This window comes from Ruegeria sp. AM7 (genome assembly GCF_056535965.1).
This window is the reverse complement of sequence record NZ_JBQFJE010000001.1, coordinates 612,021-625,330: the sequence shown is the minus strand read 5'-3', so window position 1 is coordinate 625,330 and position 13,310 is coordinate 612,021. Positions and strand designations below refer to the sequence as shown.

Annotated in this window: 12 protein-coding genes and 1 tRNA gene; 6 read left to right on the top strand and 7 right to left on the bottom strand. The window is 53.6% G+C overall.

The window, feature by feature from the left end; translation table 11 throughout:
* Positions 1-15 precede the first annotated feature (15 nt).
* The 5 genes from ACR3EG_RS02690 to ACR3EG_RS02670 all read left to right on the top strand — a co-directional run bounded on the left by ACR3EG_RS02690 (position 16) and on the right by ACR3EG_RS02670 (position 6,238).
* Positions 16-1,542 (top strand): sugar ABC transporter ATP-binding protein, encoded by a 1,527-nt coding sequence (locus ACR3EG_RS02690; protein WP_480482684.1) that lies wholly within the window; start codon positions 16-18, stop codon positions 1,540-1,542.
* Complete coding sequence (locus tag ACR3EG_RS02685; protein ID WP_170355083.1) at positions 1,539-2,546, top strand: ABC transporter permease; 1,008 nt, start codon at positions 1,539-1,541, stop codon at positions 2,544-2,546. The genes ACR3EG_RS02690 and ACR3EG_RS02685 overlap by 4 nt, the downstream gene beginning before the upstream one ends.
* A 41-nt stretch (positions 2,547-2,587) precedes the next feature.
* The gene (locus tag ACR3EG_RS02680; RefSeq protein WP_480482682.1) at positions 2,588-3,532 is read left to right on the top strand and encodes a substrate-binding domain-containing protein; all 945 of its coding nucleotides are present in this window, start codon (positions 2,588-2,590) and stop codon (positions 3,530-3,532) included.
* A gap of 198 nt (positions 3,533-3,730) precedes the next feature.
* Positions 3,731-4,381: a GNAT family N-acetyltransferase gene (locus tag ACR3EG_RS02675; RefSeq protein ID WP_480482680.1), complete on the top strand. Its 651-nt coding sequence runs from the start codon at positions 3,731-3,733 to the stop codon at positions 4,379-4,381.
* A gap of 111 nt (positions 4,382-4,492) precedes the next feature.
* Positions 4,493-6,238 carry an adenylate/guanylate cyclase domain-containing protein gene (locus tag ACR3EG_RS02670; protein WP_209196227.1) on the top strand — a complete coding sequence of 582 codons (1,746 nt, stop codon included), beginning with the start codon at positions 4,493-4,495 and terminating at the stop codon, positions 6,236-6,238.
* 54 nt (positions 6,239-6,292) lie between these two features.
* On the opposite strand, the gene ACR3EG_RS02665 is transcribed toward ACR3EG_RS02670, so the two are convergent.
* The 7 genes from ACR3EG_RS02665 to ACR3EG_RS02635 all read right to left on the bottom strand — a co-directional run bounded on the left by ACR3EG_RS02665 (position 6,293) and on the right by ACR3EG_RS02635 (position 12,603).
* Positions 6,293-7,183 (bottom strand): hypothetical protein, encoded by an 891-nt coding sequence (locus ACR3EG_RS02665; RefSeq protein ID WP_209196228.1) that lies wholly within the window; start codon positions 7,181-7,183, stop codon positions 6,293-6,295.
* A 148-nt stretch (positions 7,184-7,331) separates the two neighbouring features.
* Entirely contained in the window at positions 7,332-8,630 is a 1,299-nt protein-coding gene (locus tag ACR3EG_RS02660; protein WP_480482678.1) for a gluzincin family metallopeptidase, read from the bottom strand.
* Between the two features lie 31 nt (positions 8,631-8,661).
* Positions 8,662-9,975: a TfuA-like protein gene (locus ACR3EG_RS02655; protein ID WP_480482676.1), complete on the bottom strand. Its 1,314-nt coding sequence runs from the start codon at positions 9,973-9,975 to the stop codon at positions 8,662-8,664.
* The gene (locus ACR3EG_RS02650) at positions 9,972-11,177 is read right to left on the bottom strand and encodes a YcaO-like family protein (RefSeq protein ID WP_480482674.1); all 1,206 of its coding nucleotides are present in this window, start codon (positions 11,175-11,177) and stop codon (positions 9,972-9,974) included. Before ACR3EG_RS02650 ends, ACR3EG_RS02655 begins: the two co-directional genes overlap by 4 nt.
* Positions 11,178-11,492: 315 nt before the next feature.
* A complete protein-coding gene (locus ACR3EG_RS02645; RefSeq protein ID WP_480482672.1) occupies positions 11,493-11,744 on the bottom strand; it encodes a hypothetical protein in 252 nt (83 codons plus the stop codon).
* Positions 11,745-11,872: 128 nt separating this feature from the next.
* Positions 11,873-12,169: a hypothetical protein gene (locus ACR3EG_RS02640; protein ID WP_480482670.1), complete on the bottom strand. Its 297-nt coding sequence runs from the start codon at positions 12,167-12,169 to the stop codon at positions 11,873-11,875.
* Positions 12,170-12,518: 349 nt separating this feature from the next.
* Positions 12,519-12,603 (bottom strand) — tRNA-Leu (locus tag ACR3EG_RS02635).
* 297 nt (positions 12,604-12,900) lie between these two features.
* On the opposite strand from ACR3EG_RS02635, the gene ACR3EG_RS02630 reads away from it, so the two are divergent.
* On the top strand, positions 12,901-13,308 hold the full coding sequence (locus ACR3EG_RS02630) for a hypothetical protein (protein ID WP_174821893.1): 408 nt from the start codon (positions 12,901-12,903) through the stop codon (positions 13,306-13,308).
* Positions 13,309-13,310: the final 2 nt, after the last annotated feature.

Below are 13,310 nucleotides of genomic sequence, written 5' to 3'. Positions count from 1 at the left end.
AGCATGGGAGGGAACATGACAAAACTGGTCGACATGACGGGGATCGAAAAGTATTTCCCCGGCGTGCACGCGCTGAAAACAGTGCAGTTCGATCTGTTTTCGGGCGAGGTTCACGCACTTATGGGCGAGAACGGTGCCGGGAAAAGCACGCTGATGAAGATCCTGTCGGGGATTTATCAGCGCGACGGTGGTGATCTGGTGATCGAAGGCAAGTCGGTCAGCCCGACCACGCCCGGCGAAGCGCAGGATCTGGGCATCGGTATCATCCATCAGGAACTGAGCCTGATGAATGATCTGACCGTAGCGCAGAACATCTTTATCGGTCGAGAGCCCCGCAAGAGCTTTGGTAGACTGGACGAGGCCGCGCTAAACGCACAGACGGCCGAGATTTTCGCCTCGATGAACCTGACGCTGGATCCAAAGACACTGGTAGGCAGCCTGACCATTGCGAAACAGCAGATGGTCGAGATTGCCAAGGCGCTGTCTTTCCGGTCCAAGGTTCTTATCATGGACGAACCCACAGCGGCCCTGAACGATGCTGAGATAGCCGAGCTGTTCGTGATCATTCGCCGCCTCAAGGCCGAGGGCGTGGGCATCGTCTATATCAGTCACAAAATGGACGAGCTTAAGCAGATCGCGGACCGCGTCACCGTGATGCGCGATGGCGAATATGTGGGCACCGTAGGCGCGGCTGAGACACCAATCAGCCAAATCATCGCCATGATGGTGGGGCGTGAGGTGAACGAGAAACCTCTGGACGTGCCTGATCTTGGCGACGCCGAAGTTTCGCTTGAGGTGTCCGGTTTAAATCGCGGCAAAGAGATCAAGGATGTCAGCTTCTCGGTCCAGAAGGGCGAGATTCTGGGGTTCGCGGGCCTGATGGGGGCCGGTCGGACCGAAGTTGCGCGCGCAATCTTCGGCGCGGATGGGAAGGACAGCGGAACGATCCGCGTTCATGGCCGAGAGGTTTCGATCAAGTCGCCCAAGGATGCCGTGACTGCGGGCATCGGCTATCTGTCCGAGGACCGCAAACATTTCGGGCTGGCCACCGGCATGAACGTGCGCGACAATATCGCGCTGGCTTCGATGGATCTGTTCACCGGCACCGGAGGGGTGTTGAATGACGGTGAAATCAGCACCACGGCCAAGGGATATATCGCACAGCTGGGCATTCGCACGCCCTCGGACGTGCAAGAGGTCCGACTGCTGTCAGGGGGCAATCAGCAAAAGGTTGTGATTGCAAAATGGCTGCTGCGCGATTGCGATATCCTGATCTTTGACGAACCCACGCGGGGCATCGACATCGGTGCGAAGTCCGAGATTTACAAACTGCTCGAAGAACTCGCCGAGCAGGGCAAGACTATCATCGTGATCTCGTCGGAACTACCCGAGATCATGCGCCTGAGCCATCGCATCGCTGTGATGTGCGAAGGCCGACTGACCGGCATTCTGCCCGGCGGAAAAGACACCACTCAGGAAGACATCATGCATCTGGCCACCCAACGTGCGGCGGCGATGCAGGTAACGGGGGCACCACAATGACCACGGCAACAGACGTTGAAAAGAAGAAACCACTCGCGGGACTGTCCGACAGCGGCGCGTATCAAAAACTGCTAGCATTCGCCAGTTTGATCGCGCTGCTGATCGGCTTCTCAATCGCGTCGCCAAACTTTATGCAAACCTCGAACATGATCGCCATTTTGCAGGCGACCTCGGTCAACGGGGTGCTGGCAGTGGCGGCAACGCTGGTGATCATCACCGGGGGGATCGACCTTTCGGTGGGCACGCTGATGACTTTCTGCGCCGTGATCGCAGGCGTGGTGCTGACCTATCTGGGGATGCCCCTGCTGCTGGGCGTGGCGGCAGCCATCGCGGCGGGCGCGTTCTGTGGGCTTTGCTCGGGCACTTTCGTTGCCAAAATGAAAATCCCGCCTTTCATCGCCACGCTTGGCATGATGCTGATCCTGAAAGGCCTGTCGCTGGTCATCTCGGGTACGCGGCCGATCTATTTCAACGACACGCCGGGCTTTGACCAGATCTCGCGTGGGTCGCTGATCGGAGAGATCTTCCCGGCTCTGCCCATCCCGAACGGCGTTCTGATCCTGTTCCTGGTGGCGATTGCAGCGTCGTACATCCTGAGCCGCACGGTTCTTGGTCGCTACACATTTGCCTTGGGTTCGAACGAAGAAGCAGTTCGCTTGTCCGGTGTGAACACCGACGCTTGGAAGATGCGCATTTACGCTCTGGCGGGCGCAATCTGCGGCATCGGCGGCATCTTGATCGCCTCGCGCTTGAACTCGGCGCAGCCTGCGCTGGGTCTAGGATACGAGCTTGAGGCGATCGCGGCCGTGGTGATCGGTGGCACTTCGCTGTCGGGTGGACGCGGTACCATTCTAGGGACACTGATCGGCGCTCTGATCATGGCGGTCCTGACCAACGGGCTGCGCGTGCTGTCCGTGGCGCAGGAATGGCAAACCGTTGTCACCGGCGCAATCATCATTCTGGCGGTCTATGCCGACATGGCGCGGCGTAAAAAGTCCGGCTGAAGAAACCAAATAATAAACGACCAACTGTGGAGGAGAAAAACATGTTTTCACGTCGTTTCATTCTGGGGGCGCTGAGCGCTGCCACCCTTGCAGCCCCGGCCTCGATGGCCACTGCCGAGGAAATCTATATCCCGCTGGTATCCAAAGGCTTCCAGCACCAGTTCTGGCAGGCTGTGAAATCCGGGGCCGAGCAGGCGGCAGACGAATACAACGTCACCATCACCTTTGAAGGCCCCGACAACGAGACCATGGTAGACCGCCAGATCGACATGCTGGCCGCTGCACTGGCCAACAACCCAAAAGCCATCGGTTTTGCTGCACTGGACAGCCAGGCGGCTATCCCGCTGCTGCGTCAGGCGAATGACAAGGGTATCCCGATCATCGCGTTCGACAGCGGTGTTGACAGCGACATCCCGCTTTCTACCGCAACCACCGACAACTTGGCGGCTGCAGGTCTGGCGGCTGACAAGATGGCCGAGAAACTGGGCGGCAAAGGCAAAGTCGCCGTTGTGGCCCACGACCAGACCAGCCGCACCGGCATCGACCGCCGCGATGGCTTTGTGAACCGCATCGAAGAAAAATATCCTGACATCGAAGTTGTCACGGTTCAGTACGGTCAGGGCGACCACCTGAAATCGACCGAGGTTACCAAAGCGATCCTAACGGCCAACCCTGATCTGGACGGCATCTTCGGCACCAACGAAGGCTCGGCCATCGGTGTTGTTAACGGTGTGCAGGAACTGGGCACCGAAGGTCTGGTGATCATCGGCTATGACAGCGGCAAAGCGCAGAAGGATGCGATCAAAAGCGGCCTGATGACTGGTGCGATCACTCAGAACCCGGTTGGAATCGGCTATGAGACCGTCAAAGCGGCTGTATCCGCATTGAAGGGTGAAGAAGTCCCGGCCCTGATTGACACCGGTTTCTTCTACTACGACGCGTCGAACATGGACGACCCGAAAATCTCGGCCGTTCTGTACGACTAAAACCACCCACTCACGGTGACTATCCCGGCCCGCCAATTCGGCGGGCCGGATTTCGTTTGGGTTTTGCAAAACGCAGTTTAGACTAAAAAATTGATCTGCCGATCGCTGCCAGTTTCGCAATGATGCTTACAAATTACGCAAGGAATGTGCTACTGTTCCCAATATAGTTATTTTTTTACGTTAAAGGTTATTGCTTCTGTGTCCGATAAATCGAAAAATATGTTTCGACTTCGACCGCTGGAAAGGGCTGATGTAGAAACCGTCGCGCCTTGGTTCCAGAACATTGAAGACCTCGCTCTGTTTGATCGAACATCCCGCATTCCCCAAAACCGCCTCCAGACTGAAGACAGTTGGAAAGATGCCTTCACATCTGAAGGTTCCGGCTGCAAATGCTGGTTCATTGTTGAGTCCGAGGAAGAAGAAGCCTTGGGCATGGCTGGTCTCGAGGGGATTTCAAATATCAATCGCGACGCGGTCGTTGCAATGTTTGTACACAAGTCTGCACGTCGACACGGGGTTGGAATCCGAGCAACCGCAATGATCGTTGACTTTGCGTTCCGGCAACTCGGCTTGAATCGTTTGACTTCATATTACCGCGCCGACAACCACACCAGCCGTGACCTTGTCAGTAGAATTGGCTGTCAGGTCGAAGGCACAATGCGGCAAGCGTGGTTTGCGGATGGAGAGTTCCACGACATGATTGTTGTGGGCATCCTAAAGGACGACTGGATGCGGCACAGAGAAGTTCTCGCCTCGGAATTATCTACGGATACTTTCGTGGAAATGGGAGCATCGGCATCATCAAACTGGTCTTGGCCACCCAGGTCGGCAACAGGCAGCGAAAGGTAGAAACAGCCAACAGTCGAAAAAACTAAAAAATTTCTATATGTTGAAACGGGTGCCTATTTGGCACCAATTAAACGAGTATTGCCTGTGAATACCTCTAGTCCGAATTTTTCAATGACGCAAAAGCTCGGTGCTGTTTTGTTCGCCGACGTCGTCGGCTATTCCCGCTTGATGAGCGAGAATGAGCTGGACACATATAACGCTCTGAAATCGTTACTATCTCATCTTGAAACATGTTGTGCAAAATATCAGGGACGGGTCGTCGAAGTACGTGGAGATGGGCTGCTTGCCTTATTTGAAACGGCCACAAGCGCAGTTGAATTTGGCATCGAACTGCATCGGATCGCAAGCCAACACAACGAAACTCGAACAGATGATCAGCGAATCAAATTCCGCGCCGGCGTTCATCTCGGTGAAATTCTGATCGACGATCGCGGCATTCACGGCGACAATGTCAATATCGCGGCGCGGTTGCAGGAAATTGCAGAACCCGAGCGTGTTTACGTCAGCTCTGCAGTCTATGACCAAGTCTGCAACAGGCTGCGGTACGGCTACGAATTCCTGGGCCCCAAGCAGTTAAAAAACATACTCAATCCTGTCTCGACCTATTGTGTGCGCAGCGAAGTTGCAGGCGCGACAATGGCCGGCACCATGCGCCCGGAAACGCCCACGAGTCAGGTTCTGGAACGACCGGACACTCCGTCCGTCGCGGTGCTTCCTTTCGGCAGCCAAGGCGGAGATGAATCCGACAGTTGGATTGCCGAAGGCATGACCGACGACATTATCATGAATCTGTCAAAGTTCAGGAACCTTTTCATAATCGCGCGAAACTCCTCTTTCTTTTTCAAGGCACAATCGATGCCTCCAAAAGAGGCCGCCCAGCGATTGAATGTACGCTACATCGCGCGGGGCAGCGTCCGCCGGTCGGCCAGCCGAATTCGCATTTCGGCGGAATTGGTGGACGCCACCACCGAACGGACGATTTGGGCGGAACGTTTCGACCGCAGAATCGACGATATTTTCGACATATTGGACGAGGTGACCGAGTGCATCGTTGCAGCGACCGCCGTTATGATCGAGTCCCATGAAAAGCAGCGAATGATCCAGGCGATGCCATCCGACCTCGAGGCGTACAGCTCGGTTCTTCAGGGGCAGCATCACATCTTCAAGTATACGCGAAACGACAATCGCAAGGCGCAAAGCTTCTATCAATCGGCACTGGAACGCGACGAAGGATATGCCCGCGCGGCTGCAGCGCTGTCGCGCACACTGAATATAGACTGGCGGTATTCCTGGACCGAAGACCCAAGCACCGCGTTGGATCAGGCTCTGAGATTTGCACAACGTGCTATCGAGCTCGACCCGACTGACGCGCGTGGGTTTGGCGAACTGGGTTATGTCCACCTGTATCGCAAAGATCACGATGCATCGATTCAGTCATACCAGCGCGCTTTGGCGCTGAACCCAAATGATGCAGATATGCATTCGGACTATGCCGACGCGCTGGCGCATTCGGGCGACAACGAAACAGCAATCACCCATCTGCAACAAGCAATGCGGCTGAACCCGTATTTCCCGGATCAGTATCTGTGGCACCTTGGCGGGGCATATTACAACCTTCGCCGCTACGAGGATGTAATCGAAACCGTCAACAAAATGAACAACCCAACCGAAGGTCAACGAATGCTGGCAGCGAGTCACGCCCAGTTGGGCAATATGGAGATGGCCCGGTTGATTGCGGACAAACACCGTGAAGCGCATCCAAATTTTTCTTTGCAACGGTGGGCCAAGGTTATGCCCGACCGTTTGGAAGACGATACCCAGCATTTTGTCGAAGGATTGAAAAAGGCCGGGTTCTGAAAAAGAAAAAGGGCGCGTCGAGCGCGCCCTCGCTACATTGATCGTAAGCCACCCTCAGTCGCCGCCCCGAACTTTGGCCCCACTTACTTTGGCGCCGCTAACCTTTGCGCCTGATACTTTGGCTCCGCTTACCTTAGCCCCGCTCACTTTGGCTCCAGATACCTTTGCGCCACTGATCGCCGGGCTATCGAAGCCGAAATAGATATCAAGTAGGACTTGTTCAAACTGGCCGCTCATGACGTCCATGCGAATAGTGAAATCGGCCTTGTTGTAGTCCCAGACACGAATGTCGTCAGCGAACTGATAATCGGCCGTTGCAACCCCGGTCAAATCAGGCTTGTTGGGTGCCCGAGATGCAAGTCCACCGGGTGCGTTCTGTTCGGTACCTTTTCGGTTCACGGCTTCCCCGCGCCCATGCACAAGGAACATGGTCGGTTCTGGTAGCTCGTAGTACACACCCTCGTACGAAAAGCCGAAAATCTTAGCGAATCTTGCACCGTTCAGGAATTGATCACCAAGGAAGTTGTTAACACCGCGCCCCCGACGACGTTTTCCCTTGGATTCAAAAAACTGATTTTGGGAGCCGCGATTGTTTTTGAGCGTTTGTTTCCAGAATGTTCGCCGAAAATCATCGCCTTTTCTGACAAGCACGAATTGGCCCTTCCCCAACACTTCCCGATCGCTCAGAATGAATGACCCAGCGTTGTTGGTGTCCTCCGTGGCTTTATAGATGCCTGATATTGCTTCGTTGTCGACTTGTACTAGGACTTTGTTGCCTTCTTTCAAACGGACATCGTCAATTTTGTTGCCGATGGTCGGCAAGGCATTAATTTCGTTGTCGACATAAGCCACCCGAACGGTTTCGTAGTCTTTCTTTATTTGAAGATCGTCTACACCGCGCCCGAACAATAGCACTTCTGAAAAACTGAGCAGGGACTCAGACATTATATTCTCTCCCAACTATGGGATCGACGGAGTCTGAGACCTCATCTCCCCCTTTTTTAACACCCGAACAAAGAGTTCGAGAAAATGTGTTCCAAAAATCACCCCTCAAATCCATGCCACAAAATGGTGAAAAAATAAAGGATGTTACTTATTGTCCCGGCACCAAAGTTCGAACCGAGTTGGCATGACTGTCTTCGTCTGGGTTCGGCAAACGCGGACCTGCCGTCGTCAAACCGATATCGCGCATCCGAAAATTACCCTCGATTATTTGCCGGAATGCGCCGCCGGTAATTTCCTGATCCACAGTAACTAGTGCTTTTTCGACACCAAAATAGCTGAGGGTATCAGCATCCAGTAGGCTCCAGGTATCAGCTAAATAGGTCCCCAAGTAGTCGCGCGCCTCAAGTAGGGCAACGCGGAAACCCTCGGGGTTTTCCGCGTATCGCTTGTCAAAAACGTTTTGCATGATAGCGCTGTAATCGGGCGAGTCTTCCAATTGGTCCGACAGATCCTCTTCCTCAGGTGAAATCAGACCGTGTAGCAAAAGGCGTTCGTGATAGATGTCGACGAAAATGTCGAACATTGCTCCGGTCAACGGCTCAGAAAGGGCATGTTCGCTGGACCAACCCGAGGCAAATTCCGAGAGGGATCTGTTATTAGCCGCCGTTCTGATTTGCGCGTTTTCGGACAATTCTGCGAATCGATTCAAACGGTTGAATGTGTAGAGATTGCCCCGAGTGTTTTCCAACAGCTTTTCAACAACTGATCCAAAATGCAAAGACGCCAACAGCGCGACCAGATCGGCGGCGGATTCATGAAACCCGTAATACTCGCCCGAAGCGTCGCCATCAGCAGGCATTCCAATCACGCTATAAATTATGGCGTGACCAATTTCATGCGCCACGACATCGAAATTCAGACTGTAGGGCCGGTATTCGTTACCGTGCTCATGTGTTCCACCGGTTTCCAGAAAGCCCCACCCAATATGAGCATTGTCGAGACTGGGCAATAAAGACAGTTCCAAACGGTCGAAATCACGCGCGAAATGCCACGGGATGGGGCGGTCGAAATAGCCTTGCCACACATCCATGGTGAAATGAGCGGAACCGAAAAGATGCGCCGCTTCGAAGGACGGATCGGATGGGTCGATATGGATGAAATTTCCCAGCTCATCTGGCATTGCGGGCGGTTGTATATGTCCATCCCACGGGGGTAGGTACATGCCCGGTCCGTTGGGACCTGGAACAATAGCACCATAGGGTGTCGTTTTACCAACCGGATTCACCGTGTACATACGCGGACCAGAAGGTCCGGGACCGATGCTGCCTTGTGGTGCAGATATCTCGACCAGTTCCAGTTCTGCGTCAGGTTCGAGAAAAGGCGACTGTGGAAAAAGCAAAAACCGAGTGCCCGGTTCCTCATTCTCCGTTTCTTCGGGTAAGTTCATAATGCGCCCTCCCGCTTGGTTCGCTGGTCCATCACGCGTCAGAAGGCGACGAGCTATCGGTCCTATGGCAAAATAAAAACTCGGCTTCTATCAAATCGAACAAGGCATCCCGATCGGGAAGTCCCAATGAAACTGCGTATGAGTCAAAATCATCCGGTATGTCCCGGTCAAGTATTGTTTCAAAGTACCACAACACCATCGACAACCTTTCGGCGTTCGCCATTTGGCTGGTCGAGAGGGATAAGGCCGCCTTTTCTTTTGCCCGGTCGCGAAACTCGGCATAACGGCCGGCACGGCATAGTTCAGCAATGAGCTGAACCTCAATCCGGTTTTTTCTACCGGCAATCGCCTCTTCAATTCGGGTATTATCGATCAGCATCGCCTCGTAGCTATCAAGACTTAGATCGTTGTCATCGAGCCACCGCATTAAATCGGAATGACGTGGCAGACCCACGCTGGCCCGGTGGAGCGACATTTGGTGCATGACCGCGTCTCGGTCTGGCGAGTTTCCAGTACGCACATCCGCTTCCTGCGCCAATAGGCTTAGCGCGGCGCGTTCGCGCAACTTGGAAAAAAGCTGAGGGTTCAGGCGCAATTCATCCAACACCGCGTGACCGTTGGTTGTTTCTCCATCAACCCGGGCGCGCAACCCGTTCCAAACCAGCGTCCTTTCCATTCGAATTGGGTTTTCTAATGATGGGGTAGATCTGGCCAAGTGTTCGGCCATCTTTCGAAGCATTGCACAAGCGTCCTCAGCCTTCGCATCGACCTGCCCGGTTTGCAACCAAGCTTGGAAGTCGGCGATACCCTTAAGATGACTGAGGGCCTTGCAGATACTTTCCCAGCTTCTTTGCTGGTAATGGATGCTTTTTGCCACGCCTAGCATTTCATCAGCATTCGCCAAAGACACCAGCCCGTCGGCCACCGCCTTTGCCACCGTCGCACGCACCGACACCATCGGGACACTAAGCGCAGGATATCCAAGCTCTGCGGGTCCATGCAGGACGGCAACTTCATCATCGTCCTGCAAAACATCCGCGCGGTAGTCTTCGAAAATCTGCCCGACACCGATCATTCCCATGTCCGACAGCTCTGCAGCCCTGAGCGCACCCATACTGGCGCTTCCGAAGACTTGTACACCCTGCTCCATAGCCCAAAGAATTTCCTTGTGCCAAACCGACGGAACCCCTTCGAAATATCCGTCGATAATCCCGATAGCATTTGGTCGGTCGCGCGCGGCCCGATAAACATCCCCCTGCCGAACCGGAGGGAGTATCGTGGCCTCCAAATACTCTGCAACCCTTTCACGGGGCAGAGTGGGGCCGACAAATACAACGACACTCATGACTGGGCACCGCCAACAGCGTTCGCACGGCATCCCGGAACATAATCTGGGTCGTCGTGCGGGGCCTCAAGACCGGGAATAATCGCCCTGACAACCGAAATATCCAATTCTGAGCGAGACAGATTAACGACTACTGTTTGAGAAAGTCCAACCTCGCGCAAACGGTTCAGTAACAACTCTATATCTTCATCAAATGAATCAGTTGAGTAGGAGGCGCACTCTGTAAAACCCTGAAGCGGAGAGGTTTCTTTGATCAGGTTCTGTACAAAAGCGCTCCGATCAATTTGTGCCTGATCAGTAAACTCTGACGGATCCAAATCATCCCGTGCCCCAGAGATATAGGTCAGACGAGTCTGCGCAGCTTCGGTCACCGCGCGCAAAAGTGCAATCGCACGATCCGGGTGACACCCATCTCCGATGCCAATATGGCCGGACTTACCTTCTGGTTCGCAGATCACACAGCGAAAACAAGCGATGCCAACATCAGACGTCGTGTCCCAAAGACCAATCTCCAACCCCGCATGTGAGATCATGTTCAGTGCCAGTTGGCATCGTTCGTCTTCAATTGTTCTGACATCTATTCGATGTGGATTTACCTTATGATGCCAGAGGGTTGTCGCGTCTCTCTCGATCACTTCACAGATTGCATGACAACTTGCTTCGGTCACCGTATTTCCAGACGCCAGCCCATTGGTGGTTCTTGGAAAAGCGCAATGCCCTCCTACTGGGGCACTGGTGTAATCCGTGTCTACCATCTCTAAAGGAACCCAACAGTCTAACTGTGTATTCAGGTCATGGCCCTGAACCCACATAATAGCTTGATCTGGATCGAAACGCCCACCGATCACACGGGGCAGGGCCTCAATGTCAATAATAAAGGCCCGCTGGATCAGATCATTGTAACGGGCCAACTGTTGCGGAAGTTGAATCTGTTCTGCATGCCAGGACTCGATCGCCTCCATGACGCCCGAAGCCCGGGCCGCGCTAAGAGACAAGCCTTTTCCTAAAGACACTGCAACCGACCGAGAGTTTGGTCGCGCCACCATAACCGTCGGCAAGCCTATTCGATCCAGACCTGTCAGGTTGGCCACTCGAGTAATACCCATCGCCTTCAGGTGTGGTTTGACCAAGCTGAGCGTTTGTTCAGGATCACGCGCCCGATGCGTGTCCAAAATGTATTTTTTCTGTGAGTTTAAGGACATGCGACGAACCCAGAACAAACCAATCAGGTGTTTAACATGATGTTGAAATCAATATGAAACACGATGGTTGATCAAAGATCAGCGGTCAACAGTAACACGTAGAGCCAAGCAGAGTTGTTACGATTTTTAACATAACTATCATTAAGCCTATCTAGCGAGAGGAAGCGAACACGTCCTAAACTAGGGCCGCCACAAATACCCTACCTTGCTCAAAGCAACTGAAACGAGGATGGGTCCAAACAGAGTTCGGTCTATGTGAGTGTCTGTCTGAAGTCAGCACAGTTCGGGGCGATTTGATATGAGCGAGTTTCTGGCTCATCGTACGGCCCCAATGGCGGGCCACTTTTTCCAGTTCAGGGTCATCGGAATCGGTAACCGCTTGTCCCACCCGACAAAGTCGTAGGAGTAGTTGATATCGGCCCTGCCGTGGAATTGCTTCCTGTCCGCAACAGGTGAAACCCGTCTCAAACTGACGAGCATTTTCTTTACCATAGCTCGCTCGACACCCTGAGCATTGGTTGTTGCCAACCTCTCGGCCATGTTCAAAATCTGGAGCTTTGCGTTCATAGCAGCCCATTCTTTCTAAGCCAGCCCACAAAGCCGCCACGAGACCTTGGGGCCATTTTTTACAGCAACCATTGCTGCGGCCTTTAGCTCTGTATCAGAGGCACCAGCTGCCCAGAGACGTGTGATACTCAGCGCTTCTGACGCGCCTTGAGGGTCCAATAGCGGAACCAGTCGCTGTGGTGCCCGTTGGCTCTTTCTGCTACGTCAAAAGCAATCTCAGTGGGTAACGATCTGAGGCAAATGAAAGCCAATCCTGCCAAATCTTCTTCGGACAACATGCGCGCAAAGACGTTCTGAGACCTTAGCCAATTTTCGGTATTATCAAGCACAAAACAGGCCCTTGTAGTCATCAAGGCGCGATCCCTGCGGTCCAGTTTTGCCCACTCTGTGGGCCAGGAGGCAACAACTTCGGCAAAGTCCTTCATTCGCCCTGCCCCTCCACCAATTGAGCCGCTAAGGCGATGGATGCCGCCCTAACCAACACAGGAGGGGAAGGATGACGATTCAGACACCGATAATCACAGACGAAGCTGAGTTCGTTACAGGCACTCAAGCCATTAGTTCAACCCGCTGACCATTTGGCAGGCGCAAATTCCATGAGATGATAAAAGCGAATCTCATAAAGCCGCATTTCGCGCATGCCGGCGCCCGGCCGATCTATTACGTGGAAGAAATCGACGCCGTTTTTCAGCCCCTAGCGTGTGAAAAGGTGGGGCCACAGTGGGGGCCAAAACTATACAAACACTAATTTAATTAATGATTACAACGTATACTTGGTACGGGTGGAGGGACTTGAACCCCCACGCCTTGCGGCGCCAGAACCTAAATCTGGTGCGTCTACCAATTTCGCCACACCCGCATCCCAGACAGAACCTGTCAGATTGATCGGGTGAATAGCAAAGCTTGAAAGCAAGTGCGAGAGGGAATTTCACCCAAAGCAAAGGTTTATTCCACGCTCTTTAAGGATTCTTACGCACGAAACCCACGCACCACATTTGCGCCACAATTCAAACGCCAAAAAATCTTATTCGCGTCAAAATAACACCGCCTTGCCAGTAGTTGATAGGGGCTGAGGACTTACCGAGTCTTTTTTGCCTTTGGGCCACATACGAGTTTCCAGCTCAACTTCAACAAAAGGGTCGTAACTGTGACCAACATGATGAACTCTGCTGCTACCGAGCAAGACGCCGTTGGTCTTGCACGCGAAAGTTTTCTTGGTGAACTCAAAACCCTGACCAAAGATCATCCCGACACAGGGTTTGGTATCTCATTGCGGACCCATTCGGGTGGCCACTACCTGTTAGCCAATTCCCGGATGCCTCTGCCCAAGACCAAATCCGCAGGTTTCCCGACCGGCCGTCGTCTTGCCTGCCTGGAAAACAGTGAGTGTTTCAGCTCGATCGAAGTGCTTGCCGATTCCGGAGCCTATGAAACGATCACCCCTGTCGATGAAGCGGCGATCCTGGGGAATGCTTTGAACCTGATCGCACGCATCGATACGCTGACCAGCACTCAGCCCGATCAGGTCCCACACCATATCGCCGCGACCGGAACCGGAGGCTGAAC